The following is a 19,836-nucleotide window of genomic DNA, read 5'->3' as shown; positions in this document are numbered from 1 at the left end:
CTCAGCTCCCGTACGGCCGGTTGCGGCGGGCCGTCCGCAGCGCCTCGCCCCACCAGGCGAGCTCGTCGAGCGTCGCGTCGGCGGCCTTGCCCAGCGGCCCGTCGTCAACCAGCCGGCCCTGCTGGTCGAGGCGCTCCCACGGGGCGGTGAGCAACACCCCGGTGCGGATGGTGGCGGCGTGCAGTTCGGCGAAGACCAGCCGGAGCTGCTCGACCGCGCGGATTCCGCCCGAGCCGGCGCCGTACGAGACGAAGGCGACCGGCTTGGCGGCCCACTCCCGGTGGTGCCAGTCGATCGCGTTCTTGAGCGCGGCCGGGAAGCTGTGGTTGTACTCCGGGGTGACCACCACGAACCCGTCCGCGGCGGCCAGCCGGTCGGCGATCGGGCTGTCCGGGTTGCCGCCGGGCGGGGTGTCGGCGAGGGGGAGCGCCACTTCGGCCAGGTCGACCAGGTCGACCCGCACGTCGGTGCGGCGGGCGGCCCGGTCGGTGAACCAGTCGGCGACGAGCCGGCCCATCCGGGGCTGGCGGACGCTGCCGACGATCACGGCGACAGTGAGCGGGTTCCGGGAATCTTGCGTCGTCATGCGCTTGACGCTAAAACTGAAACAATTGTTGAAGTCAAGCTGCGCGGAGGGGTGACGGTGGGCACGTTGACGGTCGGCGAGGTGGCCCGGGAGAGCGGGGTGAGCGGTTCCGCGATCCGCTTCTACGAGCGGGAGGGCCTGATCGCGGCTACCCGGACCAGCGGCAACCAGCGCCGGTTCGAGTCCGACGCGGCCTGCCGGGTGCGAGTCGCCCGGGTCGCCCAGCGGATCGGCCTGAGCGTGGGCGAGATCCGGGACCTGCTGGCCGCTCTGCCGCCGCAGCCCGACCTGGCCGACTGGCAGACGCTGCACGACCGGCTGACCGCGGAAGCGGAACGGCGGATCGCCGAGCTGCACGCCGCCCTCGACGACATTCGCTCCGGCCGCCGGCTCTGCGACCTCTGACCCGCCGCCCGGCCGGGCGCGCAGCCGGATGCCCGTGGCGCGGCCACCGGAGACCTTCTACCGCGATCGGGCGGTCCGGGACGCCCTGCGTCGGCGCAGCCAGTGGGAGGTGCGGGTAGCCAAGTACCGGGGCGTACCGCCGCCGCCCCGGCCGCGACGGCGCACCTACGGGATCGGCCCGCCGCCCGGCAGTTGAGCCGGGCGACGGGCCGTTGTCGTGGACGCGAGCGTCAGTCGTCGTTCAGGATGGTGCCGACGGCGACCGGGTCGGCGAGCCGGAGCCCCGGCACGCCGGCCACGTACAGGGTGAGCTGCTCGTCCGCCTCGGCCTTCTTGTCACCGCGGACGGTCACCGGGAACGCCAGCGAGGTCTGGCCCGCCGCCAGCGTCCGGCAGCCCACGTACGGGTCGTAGTCCGACCCGGCCTGGGCGGTGGTGCCGTAGGTGGTGGCGCAGATCAGGGCCGGCTCGGACAGCGGCCGGGACACGGACACCGTGAACGTCAGGGTTGTGTCGCCCTTGTTGCCCTCCGCGACCGAGGCGTCGGCCACGCTCAGCGACGCCCGGGAGCGGAACCGGGCCACCTGCGGGTCGTGGTCGCTGGCACCCCGGTCACCGAGGCCTTCGGCGTCGGTCGGGTAGTCGGCGTTGATGTGCGCCGCGCGGATCTGCACCAGGTCGCCGTGGAGCTTGTCGTTGGCGAACAGGTTGTCCAGCGTCTGCGCCTGCCCGCTGAAGGTGTACGAGTACGCCGCCGCCGGCATGTCCGCCGCCAGATCGTCCCAGAGGTTGTGCATCCCCGCCTGGTACAGCGGGGCGAGCTGGTCCGACGGGGTCGGGTTCGCCCCGGTGGCGATCGGGTCGTCCGGCCGCGGGAAGACGTTCAGGTCACCGCCGTAGATGACCCGGGCGTCCGGGTCGCTCGCCTCGATGGCCTGCACCAGCGCGGCCCCGTACGCGGCCTGCTCCCGCCGCTGCCCGACCCGGCTGTCCGGCCCGGACGAGAAGTGGTTGCTGATCGCGTAGAGCGAGTAGTGCTCGGCCGAGCCCGGAGCCGCCGCCACGGTGAACTTGGCCAGCTGGGCCGCCCGGGTGTAGACGTTGGCGCCGTCCACGCCGGTGGAGCGGTCCACGTCGGCCGGCAGCACCGCGTTGAACGCCTTCGGGTTCTGCACGTCCGTGTTGGACGGCAGCCCCGCCGAGCGGTACTGCACGGTCGGGGTGGTGCCCAGCAGCGGGTCGGTCGCGGTGGCCTGGGCCAGGGTCAGCCGGTCCCTGCGGTAGAGGAACGCCGAGGTGATGCCCCGGGCGTCCGAGCCGGTCCGGTCGTACGCCGCCGCGTAGGCGGGGCCGCCGTTGGCCGCGATGGCCAGCGCCAGCTCCTGGACGGTGTCCGGCGCGCCGTCGGCGTTGTTCGTGTCCCCGCAGGCCAGCTTGCCGTCGACCACCGAGCAGATGTCCTGGTCCTCGGCCTCCTGCACCATGATCAGATCCGGGCTGTGCAGCGCCTGGACGATCTGCCGGGCCTCCACGTTCAGCCGGCTGGCGTACGCCTCTTCGCTGGCCGGCACGTAGTCGAACGGCGGGGTGACCCCGGTGCAGCCCGCGTTGCCGGCGAAGTCGCAGCCGTCGAACGGGTCGTCCCGGTAGTCGTACAGGTTCTCCAGGTTGTAGGTGGCGACCGCGACCTCGGCGTGCCGGTCCGCCGGCTGCGGCGGATTGTTCTCCGCCGGGTCCGCGCCACCGGTCAGCGTGAGCTGCTCCGGCTGCACGCTGTACTTGCTGAACGCGTACGAGATGGCCCCGTAGGCGTCCTCGGTGAGGGTGTCGTACGTGCGGGCCTCGGGCAGCAGCGCGGCCGAGTCCCCGGCGGTCGCCTTCACGCCGCCGGCGCCCAGCAGGATGCGCTGGTTGTTGCCGTTGTCGAAGAGCGTGCCCGGGATGTCGTCCAGCGGGTGCGCGTCCCGGAACACCCGGCGGGCGTACGGGTCGGTCCGCTGCATGATCGGGTCCTCGCGGTCCACCACGTAGATCTCGGAGTCGGCCGTCGAGGTGTAGATGTGCCGCGGCGCGGAGACGCCGCTGCCGGAGCGGACCCGCATCCGGGCACCCTCGTGCCGCTCCCAGTACCGGTTGGCGGCGGCCGCGTCGGCCGGCGGCACGGCGTCGTCGACCTGCACGACGCTGTCCACGTCCAGCCCCGAGTCGAGCTTGCGCACCAGCGAGGCGCTGGAGAGCTGGGTCTGGTTGAAGTATTCGGAGACCCGGCCGCGCAGCACCACCTCGTCACCGACGGTCGGGGCGTAGCCGCCGATCAGCGTGGTGAACGAGCCCATGAAGACGAAGATGCCGTCCGAGCTGAGCGGGTCGCCGTCCTCGGTGCCCGTGCGGCTCTGCAGGTAGAAGCCGTACTGGTCGGCCCCGGCGGAGCTGCGGGTGAGCGACTTCTGGGTGATCACGCCGCGCACGTCGTAGAGGACGGAGCTGGTGCCGTTGCCGCTGGCCGGGGCGAGCGGCGACCGATCGGTGCTGCCGTCCTCGTCGTCGCGGGTCGGACCCTGCACCTCGCCCACCGACAGCACCGCGGTGGCCTGCACGGTGAGGGTGCAGGTGGCGCTGCCACCGTCGGCGTCCGTCGAGGTCACGGTGACCGCGTACGAGCCGGCCGGGAGGCCGGTCGCGGTCAGCGTCGCGGTGGCCGTGCCGCCGACCCCGGTGGCCGGGCTGAACGCGGTACGGCTGATCGAGCCGCTCGCCGGCGCCGGGTTGACCCCGGTGACCGCGAGGTCGGTGACGGTGTCGTCGGCGTCGGTGGCGGTGACCTGGCGGGTCGCCGTGCCGCCCGCCTCGACGGTCAGGGTGCCGCCGCAGCTCAGCGCCGGCGGCTGGTCGACCGGGCCGCCGTCGTCGATGGTGTGGCTGCCCAGCCCGTCGAAGGTGTCGGTGGGGAAACCGGCCCACTGTGCGGCCGGGTCGAACGGATCCGACGGGGCGGTGTCGCCGGAGGTCACCGAGGGCAGCCGGCGCAGGGTGTTGTCGGCCGTGCTGGTGAGCCCGGTGCCCCACTCGGTGCCCGGGTCGACGCCGACCTGCCCGATCGAGTCGAGCACGCTGCCGCCCTTGCGCAGCACGACCGCGTCGTCGCCGTTGTAGAGCGAACCGCCGTACGTCTGATCGGCCTGGGCGAGGATCGCGGGCGCGGCCGTGGCGGCGGCGAAGACGAAGACGTCGCCGGGGGCGACCGTGCCGCTCAGCGCGACGTTCGTCGACGTGGTGGCGCCGTTGAAGAAGAACTGGAGCTGGTAGCTGCCGGCGGCCAGGTCGACCGGGGCGCCGGTGCCGTTGTAGAGCTCGATGGCCTTGTTGTTGGACAGGCCCTCGACGTACTCGGAGATGAACAGGTCGGTGGGCGCGGCGCTGGCCGCGGGGGGTGCGACGCCGATGGCCGTCACGGTGACGGCGGCGGTCGTCGCGAGCGCGGCGAAGGTGCGGCGCGGGCGCATGGTGCCTCCACGATGGTGGACGGGAACTAACGAACGTTAAGAGCCGGCCCGGTCCGGCGTCCATCCCCCGGGCGGCCCGTTGGTGAATTTCCGTCAGCGTTGACTGTCGAGCCGGTGCACCAGCTCGGCGACGTCGACGCCGTATTCGCACCACTCCCGGTCGGGGCGGTAGCCCAGCTCCGCGTTGACCTTCAACATCGCCTCGTTGGCCTGCGCGTTCCAGGTCTGCACCTCGGCCAGCTCCGGCTCGGCCGAGCGCAGCTCCAGCAGCATCCGCGCCTTGATGGCCCGGTCGATGCCGTAGCCGCGGTGGTCCCGGACGACGATGGTGTCGTACTGGTCGGCCCGGGTCGGGTGCTGCGCCGGCACCACCACCTCGGTCAGCCCGGCCACCTCGCCGGTCTGCTCGTGCAGGGCGAGCACGATGTAGGGCTTCATGCCCCGCCGGTGCAGCGTGTCCAGGCTGTCCCGCAGCCGCTGCGGGTCGTATGAGCTCGGCCGCAGCTCGCCGTCGTCCACGTCGCGCACCTCGGCCTTGGCCCGCGCGTACGCCTCGATCAGGTCGTCCGGCGGGCCGCCCGGGCAGAACTCGAGGTGGTAGCCGGCGCCCACGCCGGTGGCCATCTCGGCCAGCGCCGGCCAGTCCACCGTGCGCAGGTCGAGCACGCTGCGGGTCTCCACGTATTCCCGGATGAAGCCGAGCGCCTCGTAGAACGCCACGGCCGGGGTGTCGCCGACCACCTCCACGCCGATCGACTGGAAGCCCTCGTCCCAGACCCGGCGGGCGGCCACCCGCACCAGCTCGCGGCCGAGCCCGGAGCGCCGGGCGTCGGGGTGCACCAGCACCTCCAGCACCCCGATGCCGCCGAGCAGCAGCACGTTGACGTGCCCCAGCATCGGACCCGGGGTGCCGTCCGGGGCCGGCTCGTCGTGCGCGACCCAGGAGATCCGCCGTTCACCGGGCATGACCTCGGAGAGGTATTCCCGCAGGGAACTCTCCCGCCAGGGCGGGTCCTGCGGCAGGTCGGCCGTCAGGACCGCGTTCAGCGTGTCCAGCAGCGACGCGATCTCGGCGGACGACGCGGTTCGAGGGTCCCACTCGCGCACCATCACCCGTCTAGCTTGCCGGCAACGGCTGCTCGGGGGAAGGGTCCAGTTCTCGAATGTAGGCAACCGGTTACGTCACGTGCCGCTCAGCCGTCCGTACTCGTTCGCCTTGTTGAAGACGTCCTGGGCGTACCGGCGCACGTCGTTGTAGGAGAGGATGGCGTTCCACCAGTCGCCCGGGATGGTCATGTTCCGGCCGCCCTTGCACAGGTACTGGCCGGCGGCCAGGGCGGCGTCGTCGATGTCGTGCGGGTTCTTGGCGCCGTCGTTGTCGGCGTCCGTGCCGATCTCCTGCCAGGTGCTCGGGATGAACTGCATCGGGCCGAGCGCTCGGTCGTAGACGGTGTTGCCGTCGAGCACACCCTTGTCGGTGTCGAGGATCCGGGACCGCCCACCCTGCCCGTCGAGCAGGTCACCGAGGATTTCCGGCGAGGCGACGCCGTTGGGCTGCAGGGTGGCGCCGTTGGCCGAACCGTGCCGGGACTCGACGTATCCGATCGCGGCCAGCGTGGTCCAGCTGAGCTGGCAGCTCCGGTGCGTCTGTTCGAGCACCAGCTGGGCGTAGCCGTACGCCTGCAGGGCGACCACCGGGATGCCGGTCGGCCCGCTCACCCGCTGGGCCCACCCGGCCAGCACGTCGGCCGGGCGGCCGGTCGGCGTCGGCGTGGTCGGCTGCCCGCCGATCGGCGGCGTCCCGGTCGCCAGGCCGGGCAGCCCCGGGGGCAGGCCGGTCGCGCCGGGCGTCACGCCGCCCTGGGGTACGCCGCCCAGCGGCGCGGTCGCGGTGGCGTCGACGGCGACCGGCTGCGGCTTGCGGATGGCCGCCGGCACCAGCAGCGCGCCGGCCACCGCGGTGGCCGCGACCAGGACGAGCAGGAAGAGACCGGGTAGGGTGGTCCGCCCGCTCGGGCGGCGCGACCAGTCCCGGGTGGCCCGGCCCGCGGCGGCGGCGAGCCGCCGGGGCGGCATCCGGACCGCGTGCGCGAACGGCATCCGCCGCCGCCGACCGCCCGCCTTCGGCTCGGCGCCGCTCGCGGTGGTGGCGTCCGCCGAGCCCGGCTCCGGCTTCGCGTCAGCCGGGGCCAGCTTGGCATTTGTGTCGGTGGCGTCCGCCGTATCCGTTGCCGGCTTCGCGTCGGCCGGGGCCGGCTCGGGCTTGGCATTTGTGTCGGTGGCGTCCGCCGTATCCGTTGCCGGCTTCGCGTCGGCCGGGATCGGCTCGGACTTGGCCCCAGGGGCGTCCGCCGGGGTGGTCGGGGCCTTCGTGCCGTCGGCGGTGGCGGCCGTCGGCTGCGGCTTCGGGTCAAGGCCGTCGGCCGGCGTCGGCTGCAGGCCGCTCGCGGCGGGACTGGTCGGGCTCGGTTCCGTGGCCGGCCGCGGGCGGGGGACGGGAATCGGCCCGGCCGCCCCGTCGGGCGGTACGGCTGGTCGCAGGGGTCGAACCATCGATCGCTCCTCGCCGTCCACCACCCGTCGAGTATCACCCATGTCCGCCGTAACGTCAGACCCGGCCGTACGCTGGTGGCATGCCCCGGTACGAGTTCCGCTGCCGCGCCTGCGGCGACACCTTCGAGGTCAACCGGCCGATGGCCGAGGCCGGCCAGCCGGCGTCCTGCCCGCAGGGGCACGCCGACACCGTGAAGCTGCTGTCCACTGTCGCGGTCACCGGCCGCGGCGGCGGCGGCCCGGTGGGCGGGGGGTCCGCCCCGGCCGGCGGCGGCTGCTGCGGCGGTGCCTGCGGCTGCTGACGTCCCGGGCCGACCTCGGCTCGCCGGTTGATCCGACCGTGCCGCGGGGGTCACCCGGTGGCACCTTGGGTCGGGCTCTGCCCGGCCGTTCTCACGATGCGTGATCGCCTGACCATAGGGCAGCATGAAGCCCGACGTCACGGGGCGGAGGTTCCACGCATGTCGCCACGGATCGACCTCCCGAGCGGATGGGTGACCTTCGTGTTCACCGACATCGAGGGTTCCACCCGGCTGGCCCAGCTGCTCGGTTCCGGCTACCCGCCGGTGCTGCGGGAACACCGGCGGCTGCTGCGCCACACGCTGGCCGACGGGGCGGAGCTGCTGACCGAGGGCGACTCGTTCTTCCTCGCCTTCCCGGACGCGGCCGCGGCCGTCACCGCCTGCCTGACCGCCCAACGGGCCCTGACCAGCCACGACTGGCCCACGCCGGAGGCCGCACCGCGGGTCCGGATGGGCCTGCACACCGGATACGTGGAGCCCCGCGACGGCGAGTACGCCAGTCCCGAGGTGCACCGGGCGGCCCGGGTGGCCGCCGCCGCCCATGGTGGACAGGTGCTGTGCTCGGGGGCGACCGTCCGGCACGCCGACCCGCTGCCGGACGGAGCGTCCCTGTTGGACCTCGGGCTGCACCGGCTGCGCGGCTTCGACGACCGGGAGCGGCTGTTTCAGCTGCTGGCGCCCGGCCTGGAACGGAGCTTCCCCCGGCCGCGCACCGCCGACGCGGTGGCGCACAACCTGCCCACCCAGGTCACCTCGTTCGTCGGGCGGGAGGTGGAACGGGGCGAGCTGAAGCGGTTGGTCGAGACGTACCGGCTGGTGACGGTGCTGGGCGCGGGCGGCGCCGGCAAGACGCGGCTGGCGGTGGAGCTGGCCGCCGGGATCGTCGAGGCGTACCCGGACGGGGTGTGGTTCGTCGACGTCGCGGCGGTGACCGACCCGGGCCTCGTGGCGTTCGAGATCGCCGCGGTGCTCGGGCTCCGCCCGGAGCCCGGCCGGCCGATGGTGGACACCCTGGTGGAGTACGCGGCTGCCCGCCGGATGCTGGTAGTCCTGGACACCTGCGACGCCCAGCCGGCGGCCTCGGCCGAGGTGATCTCCCGCCTGCTGGCCGGTGCCCGGGACGTCCGGGTGCTCGCCACCAGCCGGGAGTCGTTCGGCCTCCCCGGTGAGGCGGTGTGGCGGATCCCGCCGCTGTCGGTGGACCCCCGCCCCGACGGCGCGGAGAGCGACGGGGTGGCCCTGCTGCTGGCCCGGACGGCGGCGGCCCGGGGCGGCCGGGCGCCGGATCCCGCCGAACAGACCGACCTGCGCCGGGTGGTCCGCCGGCTGGACGGGCTGCCGCTCGCCATCGAGCTGGCCGCGGCGCGGCTGCGGGTGCTCTCCGCCGGACAGCTCGCCGAGCGGCTCGACGACATGCTGGGCACGCTGGACGCCGGGCGGGACACGCCGGAGCCTTCCCCGCTGGCGGAGGCCGGGTGGCGCAGCGACCCGGTCGACCTGGTGGCGGCCGGACCCGCCCCGGCGACCCCCGCGGTGCACCGCTCTGCCGCCGAACGGCACCTGACCATGCAGGCCACGGTCACCTGGTCGTACCGGACGCTCGGGGCGCGCTCGGCCCGGTTGCTGCGCTGGCTGGCGGTCTTCGCCGGCCCGGTGGACCTGCCGACGGTGCAGTGGCTGCTCGACGAGGACCCGCTCGACCCGCTGTCGGTGCTGGTGGACAAGTCCATGGTGCTGGCCGAGCCGCACGCCTCGGGCAGCACCTACCGGATGCTCGACCCGATCCGGGCGTACGCGGCCCGGCGGCTGGTCGAGGCCGGCGAGGAGGAGACCGCCCGGGACCGGCACGTCGCCTGGTGCAGCCACGCCCTGCAACGCGTCCACCTGGGCCCGGACGGCCGGCCGGTCACCCTCTCCCTGTACGCGCTCGACCCGCTCGCCGGGGAGTTGCGGGCCGCGCTGCGCTGGTGCGCCACCGGCGGCAGCGCGCGTACCGGGCTGCGGCTGGCGGGCGGGCTGGACCAGTGGTGGCGCGAGCGGGGGCTGGCCCGGGAGGGACGCCTCTGGCTGTTCCGGCTGTACGGCCGGATGGCCGAGACCGGCGAGGTGATCCCGGAGGCGGAGCTGGCCGCGGCGTATCACATGCACTCGTTGCACGCCGGCGCGGACGGCGAGTTCGCCGAGGAGCTGCGCTACTCGCAGCGGGCCGAGGCGGCCGCCCGGCAGGCCGGCGACCTGGGGCTGCTCGCCCGGGTGCTGGCGGGCCGGGCCGCGCCGCTGGTCGACATGGGACAGTTCGCCGAGGCGGAACGGGTCTGCCGCGAGGTGATCGACTGGGCGTATGCCCAGGGCGTGGTCTCCGACGCCCTGCACGCCGTCTACAACCTCGCCGAGCTGCTCTGGCGGCGGGGCGCGCTGGACGAGGCGGCCGAGCTGCTCGGCGCGGCCCGCCCGGTCGAGGCGGCCCGCCCGGTCGAGCGGGGGCGCCGCTCGGTGGACATGCTCCTCGGCATGGTGGCGTTGGCCCGGGACGACCTGGTCGCCGCGCACGAGCACCTGCTGGCGGCGCTCCGGTCCCGGATGCACCAGGGCTACCTGGGCCGGGCCTGCGACACGGTGAACGCGATCGCGGTGCGCTGCGCGCTGGGCGGGGACCCGGTGACCGCGGCCCGGCTCTTCGGCGCGGCCCAGGCCACCCGGGCGAACCTGCGGGCCACCCCCGGCATCTACGGGCCGTACTGGCTGGCCCGGCAGGCGGAGCTGCGCCGGGCGCTCGGCGACGCGGCGTTCGACGCCGCGTACGGCGCGGGCGGTGAGCTGGCCCTGGAGGAGGCGGCCACCCTGGCCCTCGGCGTCGACCATCCCGACCTGGCCCCCGGCTCCCGCCGCTTCACCGCCCCCACCAGCTCCTTCGCCCCGGCCCCGCGCCGCCACACCGCAGGATGATCAAGAAGTTCGCGTCGGGATGCCGGCGGGAAGCGACGCGAACTTCTCGATCAACCGGGCGGGGTGGGTCAGGAGGACAGGGCGGCGCGGCGTTCGGCGTCGGCCTTCATGCGGGCGGCGCGGTCGATGTCGGCCTGCTGGACGGCGGCCACCGAGCCGAAGATGCTGACCGCCTCGTAGTACGTCCAGGCCAGGCTGTAGCAGGCCGGCCGGACGACTGCGTTGTAGGTGGCGCAGACCCGCTTGAGGTCCGCGTAGAAGGCGCTGTCGAGGCGCGATTTGTTGGCGGAGAAGACGCCCATCGCCTTGTAGTTGCGGTAGCCGAAGTCGTGCCGGTAGCAGGAGAGGCTGAAGTTGAAGCCGAGCGGGTTGTCCGGGCTGGACGAGCAGTAGTCGGTCGACCAGTCGAAGGCGTACGCGGACCAGGCGGCCTTGTTGAGCCGGCCAGCGTTCCAGGCGTTGTAGCTGGTGGCGCTGGTCTGGGTCCAGCTCGACAGCACGCTGAGCTTCTGGTCGCGGCTCACCGCGGCGTGCGCGGGCGAGGCGACACCGACCGCGGTGAGCAGCGCGAACGCGCCGGAAGCGAGGACGGTGGCGAGACGTCGGGACACGGGAACCTCCGCGGAGTGGGCGTCGGGACGGGTGCCGGCGATCGCCGGACGTCGACCAGTATCGATCAATGCCCCGACGGAAAGCGATCATGGAGGCGACCGGTTGGTGACATGCGTCGAAACAGACGAATGCCCCCGGTCGCCGGAGCGGCCGGGGGCATTCGAGGCGGGTCAGTCCACGACGCGCGCCGGGCTGGCCGGGCCCTCGTGCCAGCCCCGGTCGAGCGGGGTCACGTGGTACGTGTAGCTCTGACCGGCCGCCGCGTCGGCGTCCACCCAGGACTGCACGTCACCGTCGGTGCCCTGGACGGTCGCCACCAGGTGGGACGCGTCGGCGAAGTCGCACGCCCCGGCCTTCCCGGTGCCGTCGAAGCGGTAGATGGCGTACGAGGTGGCGGTCCCGAAGGGCCCCTTGCCGTTCGCCGGCTGCCGCCAGGTCAGGTGCACCCCGTCGGCCTGCCGGTCAGCCCCGGTGATCACCGGGGAGAGCAGCGGCTTGGCCGGCAGCTGCGCCATGGCCGGCACCAGCGCCGGGCGGGAGTAGTGCTCGGCGGCGTAGATGTCGGTCGCGCCGAGCCGGTTCGCCTTCACCTGCACCGCGGAGAAGTGCACGTTGCCGAGCACCTCCGGGTACGACCGGTTGAGCGTCAGGTGGTCCGACAGCTCGTTCGGGTTCATCCAGAACGACCCGTACGCCGGTTCACCGCTCTTGTAGTCGGCCTGTCCGATGTAGAGCTGAACGTTGGTGCCGCGCACCTGCTCGGCCCACCACGGCACCAGCCGGGCGTAGTCGGCGGCCGGGTACTGGCCGATGTACCAGTAGAGCTGCGGCACCACGTAGTCGATCCACTCCTCCTTGATCCACTTACGGGTGTCGGCGGAGATGATGTCGTACGACTGCGAGCCGGTGGTGTCCGAGCCGTTCGGGTCGGCCGACTTGTTCCGCCAGATGCCGAACGGGCTGACGCCGAACTTCACCCACGGCTTGACCGCCTTGATCTTGGCGTTCATCTCCTGGATCAGCAGGTTGATGTTGTCCCGCCGCCAGTCGGCCTGGTTGGTGAAGCCCCGGTTGTACTGCGCGAAGGTGGCGTTGTCGGGGTACTGGTACGTGCCGCTCGGGTACGGGTAGAAGTAGTCGTCGAAGTGCACGCCGTCGATGTCGTACCGGTTGACCGCGTCCATCATCGCGGTCTGGACGAACTCGCGGACCTCCGGGATGCCGGGGTTGTAGTAGAGCCGGCTGCCGGCGACCCCGGCCGGCGGGTACGCGAACACCCAGTCCGGGTGCTGGCGGGCCGGGGCGTTCGGGGCGAGCTTCGACAGGTCCGCGCCGGCGCCGCCCGGGGCTGGCATGGAGACCCGGTACGGGTTGAACCAGGCGTGGAACTCCAGGTTCCGCTTGTGCGACTCCTCGACGAGGAACGCCAGCGGATCCCAGCCCGGGTCCTGGCCGCGTACCCCGGTCAGGTACTCCGACCACGGCTCGTACGGCGAGGGCCAGAACGCGTCGGCGGTCGGGCGGACCTGGACCACGACGGCGTTGTGGTTGAGCTGCTGGGCCAGGTCGAGCCAGCCCAGGTACTCGGCCTTCTGCTTGGCGACCTGGTCCGGGTCGGTCCAGGAGGCCTTGGTGGGCCAGTCGATGTTCGTCACCGAGGCGATCCACATGGCCCGGAACTGCCGCTTCGGGGTGGCCGGGTCGGTGACGCAGGTGGTTGAGGTGGTGTCGGTCGCCGTGTCGCTCTCCGCGGCGCTGGCGGGGGTGCCGGCGACGAGCGCGCCGAGCAGCGCCACGGCCAGCCCGGCCGCTCTGAGCCGAGTTGCCTTCATGCGGTGCGGTTCCCTTCGTTGGGCTCCGGGAGGGTTCGGGTGGCGACGGACGCCGGGGCGCGCCTCCGGAAAGATTCGCCGCAGAGCTTTCGCCGCCGGTAGGAAAATTTCATCAATCACGGGACGGCGCAAGACCTGCGGACGGATCGATGGGCAGGTCGGACCGAACGCCCGAGGGTGACCGTCGGCACAGAGCCGACCGTGACCTCTTCGACACGGGTGGTGTCGGATTGCCGCCATGGGTCGCTGACCACCCCGCCCCTCCGGTGGCGCGGATCCGGGCGGGGGCGCGGCGGGCTCATGTAAAGGACTCCGGTGCTTGATCAGCCCGGTGGTTCTGGGGTTGCATGAGCATCCCGGTTGGTTCGGTGGGTGGCGTCGAGTAGGGCTCTGAGGGCTTCGCCTCGTTCGACTGATTGCCACTGCTGGCCTGGCCACGGATGCCCCGGATGAGGGAAGTGGGCCGACCCTGTCGAGGTCGGGTCCGGTTGCAGCACATGAGTGGGAGCCGTCGTCGGGGCGCTCTGCCTCCTTGGGACCGTGGCGGTGAAGGGGTGCCCTTGCTCGGGCCGCCGGAGTCGGCGGTGGCCGGTGAGCAGGAGGTAGGGATGGTGCAGCGGCGGCTGGTGGGCATTGATCTGGGTATCGCCTCGGCGCATACGGTGCGGGTGCTGGACGAGGCTGGCCGGCAGGTGTGTCGCCGGCGGTGTGAGCCGAGCGTGGAGAGCTTGACGGCGATCGAGCAGGCGGCGTTGGCTGGGGCGGACGGGACCCGGTTGGAGGTGGTGATCGAGCCGACGGGTCCGGCGTGGCTGCCCGTCGCGGTGTTCTTCACCGCCTGGGGGCACACGGTGTTCCGGGTGTCCTCGGCGCGTGCGGCGGACCTGCGTCGGTTCCTGTCCCGGCACGCCAAGTCCAACGGTATCGACGCCGACACGTTGGCTCGCCTGCCGTTGGTCGATCCGGACGGGGTTCGGCCGCTGCGGCTGCCGGCAGCCGAGCAGGCGGCGTTGGACCGGCGGGTGCGGGCGTGTGACCGGCTGACGCAGGCGGCCTCGGAGCACAAGGTCCGGCAGTTGATGCCGTTGACTCCGTTGACGGGGGACCTGGGCAAGGCCGACCTGGCGGTGCTGGCCCGCTGGGCCGACCCTCGGGCCCTGCTCAAGGTCGGGCCCGTCCGGCTGACCGCGGTGATCGTTAAGGCGTCACGCCATCAGCAAGGCGCCGCCCGGGCTGAACAGTGGCTGGCCTCAGCCCGCGCCGCGGTCGACCTCTACGCCGAGCACCCCGCGGTCGCATTGGCTGACCTGGCCGCGGAAGTCGCCACCGAAGTCCGCCTGTTGGCCGCGATAGACGCCGAGCTGGCCGCCCACGCCACCGCCAGGGAGGACGCCTACCGATGGGCTGACCCTGGGCAGTTGGCCCGCAGTCTGCCCGGTCTGGCCACCGTCGGCGGCCCGGTCCTGGCCACGGTCATCGGCGACGCCGCCCGGTTCCCCTCCGGCGCGCACTTCAAGTCCTACCTCGGCCTGGCGCCCCGCGCGTCGGAGACCGGCAACACCGACCGCAAAGGCCAGCCCATGTCAAAGGCGGGATCCCGGCTGGCCCGCGCCGCGTTGATCCGCGCCGCCGACCACGCCCGCAAACAAGACCCGCAACTGGCCAAGATCTACTACACGCAGATGGTCGAACGCGGCGCGGAGCATCTCAAAGCCCTCTGCGTGGTCGCTGGCCGCCTCGCCGAACGCGCCTGGACCGTCATGCGCCGCGGCATGCCCTACGTCATCTGCGATACCGACGGCACACCCATCGACCCCGCCGACGCGAAGAAGATCATCGCCGAGCAGTGGACCGTCCCCACCGACGTCCGCACCCGCCGACGCAGCACCAAAACCACCACCACAAAGGTGGGGAAGGCCCCTCAACGAGTCCTCGCGGGACATGTCAGGTCAGACGCGCGAAGCGCCGACAAACGAGGCGACCTTCCCCACCCACGATCGTCCAACCACTCCACCACGAAGGTCAAGCCAGCCACCACCTTGACAGCTGACCCTCGATAGGGCATCAGTCGAAGAAGCGGGCCAGGTGGTAGGGGGGTGGGGGTGGGGCGTCGGGGGCCAGGGGAGTGAGGTCGGCGAAGACGGAGGCGCCGTCGCAGCCGACGTGCAGCGGGTACCAGCGTGGGGTGCCGGGCGGGCGCTGACCGCAGATGCCCTTGAAGGTCTGCACGTCCAGCAGCCGTACGTGGGTGGGGTCGGCGACCGCGTTCACGTGCCGCCACCAGGGGCTCATCACGTGCAGCACGCCCCCCGGCCGCAGCGCCCGGTGGCACTCGTCGAACAACGGCAGGAAGTCGATCAGGTGTTCCATGATGTGCACCGCGAAGAACACGTCCACCGAGTCGTCGGCCAGCGGCAGGGAGCCGGACAGGTCGGCCACCGCGTTCACCCCCGGCGCCGGATAGATGTCCAGCCCCAGGTTGCCCGGCCATTGCTTGGTCGCCCCGCAGCCCAGGTCCACCACCACCGGCGCCCGCCCGGCGACGGTCACCCGGCCCCAGACGCCGAGCACCCCGGCGAGACGGCCCACCATGTCCCGGACCAGGCGCAGCTCGGCCGGATCGGCGACCTCGCCGCTCAGGTGCGCGACCCCCCGGTCGAAGCGCACCTCCACGGGGAGCGCGCGCAGCCGCTCGTCGTGCCGGGCCAGATCGGCCCACGCCTCGACGAGGAACCCGTCGATCATCCTCAGCCGCTCCGCCGAGAGTGGGGACTGCGCCATCGTGACCATGCGGCACCTCCGGGCGCGCGATACCCGCATCCTCGCCCGATATGCCTCGAATCGCCGGTCGGCGGGCACCGAGGCGCCCCGGCGACCGCCGGCGCGGGGCCGGCGACCGGCGTTACCGAGGCCGGTGACCGGCCGGCGCGAGCCCGGCGACGCAGAGCGGGGCCGGCGGTCGGGTCAGCCGGAGAGGCTACGGCGGCCCCGGTTGGCGCCCCGGACCCGCTGGCGGGGCGGCGCCACGGCCGGCTTGGGCCGCTTGAGGTGGTAGCGGTGCAGCTCGTTGTTGCCGGGCAGGGAGGGGTCCTCGCTCATCGCGACCAGTTCCCAGCCCTGGTCGCCGGCCCGATTGAGGTGGGCCAGCGCGGTGTCCCCGTAGGGGGTGACGTCGACCATGGAGCCGTCCGGGCCGTACCAGACGAACACGACCTCCCACCCGGTGTCGGTGGTGGCCGCCTGGCGACGGCGGACCAGCAGCGCGTACTCCCACTTGAGCATGGGCTCATTGTCACCCCGCGCGACCGGGCCGGCACGGATCAGTCCTCGGCGATCCGTCCGGCGTCGACCCGCAGCCGCCGGTTGACGCTCACCGCGTCCAGCATCCGCCGGTCGTGGGTCACCAGCAGCAGCGTCCCCGGGTAGCTGGCCAGGGCCGACTCGAGCTGCTCGATCGCCGGCAGGTCCAGGTGGTTGGTCGGCTCGTCCAGCACGAGCAGGTTCACCCCGCGCCCCTGGAGCAGAGCCAGCGCGGCCCGGGTCCGCTCGCCGGGCGAGAGGGTCGCCGCCGGCCGCAGCACGTGGTCCGCGCGCAGGCCGAACTTGGCCAGCAGCGTCCGCACGTCGGCCGGGCTCAGCTCCGGTGCGGCGGCGCCGAAGGCGTCCACCAGGGGCTGGTCGCCGAGGAAGAGCCCCCGGGCCTGGTCGACCTCGCCCACCACCACGCCCGGGCCGAGCGCGGCGTGGCCCTCGTCCAGCGGCAGCCGGCCCAGCAGCGCGGCGAGCAGGGTGCTCTTGCCGGAGCCGTTCGCCCCGGTGATCGCCACCCGGCCGGCCCAGTCGATCTGGAGGTCCACCGGGCCGAGGGTGAAGCCGCCCCGGCGTACGACGGCGCCCCGGAGCGAGGCCACCACGGTGCCGGCGCGGGGCGCGGCGGCGATCTCCATCCGCAGCTCCCACTCCTTGCGCGGCTCCTCGACCACCTCCAGCCGCTCGATCAGCCGCGCCGTCTGCTTGGCCTTCGCCGCCTGCTTCTCGGTGGACTCGGTGCGGAACTTGCGGCCGATCTTGTCGTTGTCGGTGGCCTTGCGCCGGGCGTTCTTCACGCCCTTCTCCATCCAGGCCCGCTGCATCCGGGCCCGGGCCTCCAGGTCGGCGCGGGTCTCGGCGTACTCCTCGTACTCCTCCCGGGCGTGCCGGCGGGCCACCTCCCGCTCCTCCAGGTAGGCTGCGTAGCCGCCCCCGTAGTGCCGGACCTGCCGCTGGTGCAGGTCCAGCTCCACCACCCGGGTCACCGTCCGGGTGAGGAACTCCCGGTCGTGGCTGACCAGCACGGTCCCGGCCCGCAGCCCGGTGACGAACCGCTCCAGCCGGTCCAGCCCGGCCAGGTCCAGGTCGTTGGTGGGCTCGTCGAGCAGGAAGACGTCGTACCGGCTGAGCAGCAGGGAGGCCAGCCCGGCCCGGGCCGCCTGGCCGCCGGAGAGGGCGGTCATCGGGTGGTCCAGGTCGACCGCCAGCCCCAGCTCGGCGGCCACCTGCTCGGCCCGCTCGTCCAGATCCGCGCCGCCGAGGTCGAGCCAGCGCTCCAGGGCCTCGGCGTACGCGTTGTCGGCGCCCTCGGCCCCGGCGGTGAGCGCCTCGGTCGCCGCGTCCAGCGCGGCCTGCGCCGCCGCCACCCCGGTACGCCGGGCCAGGAAGTCCCGGACCGTCTCGCCCGGCCGGCGCTCCGGCTCCTGCGGCAGGTAGCCGACCGTGGCGGTGGGCGGGTTCAACGCCACCGAGCCCTGCTCGCGTGGCTGGAGCCCGGCGAGGGTACGCAGCAGCGTGGACTTGCCGGCGCCGTTCACCCCGACCAGCCCGATCACGTCGCCGGCGGCGACGACCAGGTCCAGGTCGGCGAAGAGCAACCGGTCGGCGTGTCCGGCGGTGAGGTCCTTGGCGATCAACGTGGCGCTCATCAGGTGATCGAGCCTACCGGCGCGCCACGCCGCGGTCGATCGGACAACCGGGGCTCGGAACGTGACGAAGCTGAGGGAGACTCACTGCCGTGGTGACCACTCTGGCGATCGACTGTGGCGGTGGCGGGATCAAGGCGTCGGTGCTGGACGCCGCCGGGACCATGCGGGCCCGCCCGGTACGGGTGCCGACGCCGTACCCGCTGCCGCCGTCGCTCTTCGTCAAGACCCTGCTGGACCTGGCGGGCAGCCTGCCGGCGGCGGACCGGCTCACGGTCGGGATGCCCGGCATGATCCGGCACGGCGTGGTGGTGGCCACCCCGCACTACGTCACCCGGTCCGGGCCGCGCAGCAAGATCGACCCGAAGCTGGTGGCCGAGTGGTCCGGGTACGACGCGCGCAGCGCGCTGGCCGAGGCGTTCGGCATCCCGGCGCTGGTGCTCAACGACGCCGAGGTGCACGGCGCGGGCGTGGTCGCCGGGACCGGCTGCGAGCTGGTGCTGACCCTCGGCACCGGGCTGGGCAGCGCGCTCTTCGACGGCGGGGTGCTCGCCCCGCACCTGGAGCTGTCGCACGCGCCGGTGCGCTGGAACACCACCTACGACACGTACATCGGGGAGCCGGAACGCCGGCGCCTGGGCGACGCGTTCTGGTCGCGGCGGATCCGGCAGGTGGTGGAGGGGCTGCGCCCGGTCTTCCGCTGGGACCGGCTCTATCTTGGCGGGGGCAACTCGCGGCTGATCCGCCCCGAACAACTGGCCCGGATGGGCGACGACGTGGTGGTCGTCCCGAACACGGCCGGGATCGTGGGCGGTGTCCGGGCCTGGGAGCTGGTCGGCGACCGGTACGACCCGACGAGCTGACCGCCAACTTCGATCGCCGGAACACTCGCGGTCCCGCTGGTGTTGTGCCAGCGTCGGATAAAGGGCGGTGCGACACGAGGAGGTGGGTCGAGTGGATCTTCTGGCGGAGTACCGGCGGGCGACCATGTTCTTCGAAGCGGGTGACCCGACCGGAGCGGCCCGGCTGCTCGAGCCGATCGTCGAGGCGGAGCCCGGCAACTCCTCGGTACGGCAGCTGCTGGCCCGGGCCTACTTCCAGTCGGCCCAGCTCACCCGGGCCGAGGAGCAGCTCCGGGAGCTGGTCGACCGGGACCCGAGCGACCACTATGCGCACCACGTGCTGGGCCGGACGCTGGAACGGCTGAACCGGCCGGTCGACGCGCTGCGGCACCTGCGCATCGCGGCGGCCATGCACTCGACCAACGCCGACTACGCCGAGGCGCTGCGCCGGGTGGAGAGCCGGGTCAGCGGTGGTCGCTGACCGCCACTGATACGAGACGGCGAAGGGCAGCCCGCGACGGGCTGCCCTTCGCCGTCTCCGGGTCCGGAGACCCGGCGCGCCTACGATGGGCTGGTGAAGCTCAAGCTCGATCTCCACGACATCTACAACAAGGGCCACGACATTGATCGCGCGCTGCGCGGGATCATGGACGAGGCGGTGGCGAAGAAGGCCACCCTGGTGGAGATCATCCCGGGCAAGGGCTCCGGCCAGCTCAAGAAGCGGGTGCTGCGCTTCCTCGACCAGAAGGACGTCAAGCAGCTCTACCACCGGGTCGAGAAGGACTCGAAGAACTTCGGCCGCCTTTTCGTGCACTTCCGCTGGAAGTAGTGCCTCAGGAGACCGCGGCCTGCACCACCTCGACGATCTTCTTCTCCACCGCGGGGCTCCACTTCTGGATCGCGTACGACACCGGCCACAGGTCCCCGTCGTCGAGGTTGGCCGCGTCCTGGAACTCCAGCGTCGAGTAGCGGGTGTTGAACTTGCCCGAGTTCTTGAAGGCGACGACGATCTTGCCGTCCGCGTTCGCGTAGGCGGGCATCCCGTACCAGGTCTTCGGCGACAGCTCCGGGGCGGTGGTGGTCACCGCCATGTGCACGCGCTCGGCGAGCGCACGATCCTCCGGCGTCATCTTCGCGATGCTGTCGAGGGTCGCCTGCAGGTCGTCGGCCTTCTTGGCGCCCTTCTTGCCCTCGGCGCGCAGCTCGGCGGCGCGCGCCTTCATCGCGGCACGCTCCTCGGCGCTGAAGCCGGCGGACTCGGTCTGGGGGTTCTTCGTGGGCATGTCCAGGTTGCCTTTCG

General features: G+C 72.9%; 18 protein-coding genes. 8 read left to right on the top strand and 10 right to left on the bottom strand.

Annotation, left to right across the window (positions count from 1 at the left end; translation table 11 throughout):
• Position 1: 1 nt before the first annotated feature.
• Positions 2-586, bottom strand: a complete 585-nt coding sequence (locus ACY34I_RS08850; RefSeq protein WP_462754119.1) for an NADPH-dependent FMN reductase — start codon at positions 584-586, stop codon at positions 2-4.
• A 57-nt stretch (positions 587-643) separates the two neighbouring features.
• Between ACY34I_RS08850 and ACY34I_RS08845 the strand changes: the two genes are divergently transcribed.
• Together ACY34I_RS08845 and ACY34I_RS08840 are read left to right on the top strand one after the other, a co-directional pair.
• Positions 644-991 (top strand): MerR family transcriptional regulator, encoded by a 348-nt coding sequence (locus ACY34I_RS08845; protein WP_462754118.1) that lies wholly within the window; start codon positions 644-646, stop codon positions 989-991.
• 34 nt (positions 992-1,025) lie between these two features.
• Positions 1,026-1,187 (top strand): hypothetical protein, encoded by a 162-nt coding sequence (locus ACY34I_RS08840; RefSeq protein ID WP_462754117.1) that lies wholly within the window; start codon positions 1,026-1,028, stop codon positions 1,185-1,187.
• Positions 1,188-1,221: 34 nt separating this feature from the next.
• On the opposite strand, the gene ACY34I_RS08835 is transcribed toward ACY34I_RS08840, so the two are convergent.
• The 3 genes from ACY34I_RS08835 to ACY34I_RS08825 form a co-directional block, all read right to left on the bottom strand.
• Positions 1,222-4,494, bottom strand: coding sequence for a lamin tail domain-containing protein (locus tag ACY34I_RS08835; RefSeq protein WP_462754116.1), 3,273 nt, complete (start codon positions 4,492-4,494; stop codon positions 1,222-1,224).
• A 93-nt stretch (positions 4,495-4,587) separates the two neighbouring features.
• Positions 4,588-5,604, bottom strand: a complete 1,017-nt coding sequence (locus ACY34I_RS08830) for a GNAT family N-acetyltransferase (protein ID WP_462754158.1) — start codon at positions 5,602-5,604, stop codon at positions 4,588-4,590.
• A 72-nt stretch (positions 5,605-5,676) separates the two neighbouring features.
• Positions 5,677-7,071 (bottom strand): lytic transglycosylase domain-containing protein, encoded by a 1,395-nt coding sequence (locus ACY34I_RS08825; protein ID WP_462754157.1) that lies wholly within the window; start codon positions 7,069-7,071, stop codon positions 5,677-5,679.
• Between the two features lie 56 nt (positions 7,072-7,127).
• Here ACY34I_RS08825 and ACY34I_RS08820 point away from each other — a divergent pair, with 56 nt between their 5' ends.
• Entirely contained in the window at positions 7,128-7,349 is a 222-nt protein-coding gene (locus ACY34I_RS08820; RefSeq protein ID WP_462754114.1) for an FmdB family zinc ribbon protein, read from the top strand.
• Between the two features lie 159 nt (positions 7,350-7,508).
• Complete coding sequence (locus ACY34I_RS08815; RefSeq protein ID WP_462754112.1) at positions 7,509-10,295, top strand: ATP-binding protein; 2,787 nt, start codon at positions 7,509-7,511, stop codon at positions 10,293-10,295.
• 68 nt (positions 10,296-10,363) lie between these two features.
• On the opposite strand, the gene ACY34I_RS08810 is transcribed toward ACY34I_RS08815, so the two are convergent.
• Both ACY34I_RS08810 and ACY34I_RS08805 read right to left on the bottom strand, forming a co-directional pair.
• Positions 10,364-10,906 (bottom strand): phospholipase, encoded by a 543-nt coding sequence (locus ACY34I_RS08810; RefSeq protein ID WP_462754110.1) that lies wholly within the window; start codon positions 10,904-10,906, stop codon positions 10,364-10,366.
• A 171-nt stretch (positions 10,907-11,077) separates the two neighbouring features.
• The gene (locus tag ACY34I_RS08805) at positions 11,078-12,739 is read right to left on the bottom strand and encodes a glycoside hydrolase family 10 protein (RefSeq protein ID WP_462754108.1); all 1,662 of its coding nucleotides are present in this window, start codon (positions 12,737-12,739) and stop codon (positions 11,078-11,080) included.
• Between the two features lie 554 nt (positions 12,740-13,293).
• Between ACY34I_RS08805 and ACY34I_RS08800 the strand changes: the two genes are divergently transcribed.
• Complete coding sequence (locus tag ACY34I_RS08800) at positions 13,294-14,799, top strand: IS110 family RNA-guided transposase (RefSeq protein ID WP_462754106.1); 1,506 nt, start codon at positions 13,294-13,296, stop codon at positions 14,797-14,799.
• Between the two features lie 4 nt (positions 14,800-14,803).
• On the opposite strand, the gene ACY34I_RS08795 is transcribed toward ACY34I_RS08800, so the two are convergent.
• The 3 genes from ACY34I_RS08795 to ACY34I_RS08785 all read right to left on the bottom strand — a co-directional run bounded on the left by ACY34I_RS08795 (position 14,804) and on the right by ACY34I_RS08785 (position 17,697).
• A complete protein-coding gene (locus ACY34I_RS08795; RefSeq protein WP_462754104.1) occupies positions 14,804-15,529 on the bottom strand; it encodes a methyltransferase domain-containing protein in 726 nt (241 codons plus the stop codon).
• A gap of 174 nt (positions 15,530-15,703) precedes the next feature.
• Complete coding sequence (locus tag ACY34I_RS08790; RefSeq protein WP_148793337.1) at positions 15,704-16,021, bottom strand: hypothetical protein; 318 nt, start codon at positions 16,019-16,021, stop codon at positions 15,704-15,706.
• A gap of 38 nt (positions 16,022-16,059) precedes the next feature.
• On the bottom strand, positions 16,060-17,697 hold the full coding sequence (locus tag ACY34I_RS08785) for an ABC-F family ATP-binding cassette domain-containing protein (RefSeq protein WP_462754102.1): 1,638 nt from the start codon (positions 17,695-17,697) through the stop codon (positions 16,060-16,062).
• Positions 17,698-17,786: 89 nt separating this feature from the next.
• On the opposite strand from ACY34I_RS08785, the gene ACY34I_RS08780 reads away from it, so the two are divergent.
• The 3 genes from ACY34I_RS08780 to ACY34I_RS08770 all read left to right on the top strand — a co-directional run bounded on the left by ACY34I_RS08780 (position 17,787) and on the right by ACY34I_RS08770 (position 19,365).
• A complete protein-coding gene (locus tag ACY34I_RS08780) occupies positions 17,787-18,557 on the top strand; it encodes an ROK family protein (protein WP_148793339.1) in 771 nt (256 codons plus the stop codon).
• Between the two features lie 91 nt (positions 18,558-18,648).
• Positions 18,649-19,017 carry a tetratricopeptide repeat protein gene (locus ACY34I_RS08775; protein WP_462754100.1) on the top strand — a complete coding sequence of 123 codons (369 nt, stop codon included), beginning with the start codon at positions 18,649-18,651 and terminating at the stop codon, positions 19,015-19,017.
• Positions 19,018-19,110: 93 nt separating this feature from the next.
• Positions 19,111-19,365, top strand: a complete 255-nt coding sequence (locus ACY34I_RS08770) for a Smr/MutS family protein (protein ID WP_148793341.1) — start codon at positions 19,111-19,113, stop codon at positions 19,363-19,365.
• Between the two features lie 4 nt (positions 19,366-19,369).
• Here the strand turns inward: ACY34I_RS08770 and ACY34I_RS08765 are convergent, their stop codons facing one another.
• Positions 19,370-19,819 (bottom strand): iron chaperone, encoded by a 450-nt coding sequence (locus ACY34I_RS08765; RefSeq protein ID WP_148793342.1) that lies wholly within the window; start codon positions 19,817-19,819, stop codon positions 19,370-19,372.
• Positions 19,820-19,836 lie beyond the last annotated feature (17 nt).

The organism is Micromonospora sp. RTBAU3-60 (genome assembly GCF_054963695.1).
This window is presented reverse-complemented; position numbering and strand designations above follow the sequence as displayed.

What these genes read in the sequence shown, in the direction of transcription:
- ACY34I_RS08850 (WP_462754119.1), bottom strand. Translation starts at nt 586, where the DNA reads ATGACGACGCAAGATTCCCGGAACCCGCTCACTGTCGCCGTGATCGTC.
- ACY34I_RS08835 (WP_462754116.1), bottom strand. Translation starts at nt 4,494, where the DNA reads ATGCGCCCGCGCCGCACCTTCGCCGCGCTCGCGACGACCGCCGCCGTC.
- ACY34I_RS08830 (WP_462754158.1), bottom strand. Translation starts at nt 5,604, where the DNA reads ATGGTGCGCGAGTGGGACCCTCGAACCGCGTCGTCCGCCGAGATCGCG.
- ACY34I_RS08820 (WP_462754114.1), top strand. Translation starts at nt 7,128, where the DNA reads ATGCCCCGGTACGAGTTCCGCTGCCGCGCCTGCGGCGACACCTTCGAG.
- ACY34I_RS08815 (WP_462754112.1), top strand. Translation starts at nt 7,509, where the DNA reads ATGTCGCCACGGATCGACCTCCCGAGCGGATGGGTGACCTTCGTGTTC.
- ACY34I_RS08805 (WP_462754108.1), bottom strand. Translation starts at nt 12,739, where the DNA reads ATGAAGGCAACTCGGCTCAGAGCGGCCGGGCTGGCCGTGGCGCTGCTC.
- ACY34I_RS08795 (WP_462754104.1), bottom strand. Translation starts at nt 15,529, where the DNA reads ATGGTCACGATGGCGCAGTCCCCACTCTCGGCGGAGCGGCTGAGGATG.
- ACY34I_RS08790 (WP_148793337.1), bottom strand. Translation starts at nt 16,021, where the DNA reads ATGCTCAAGTGGGAGTACGCGCTGCTGGTCCGCCGTCGCCAGGCGGCC.
- ACY34I_RS08785 (WP_462754102.1), bottom strand. Translation starts at nt 17,697, where the DNA reads ATGAGCGCCACGTTGATCGCCAAGGACCTCACCGCCGGACACGCCGAC.
- ACY34I_RS08765 (WP_148793342.1), bottom strand. Translation starts at nt 19,819, where the DNA reads ATGCCCACGAAGAACCCCCAGACCGAGTCCGCCGGCTTCAGCGCCGAG.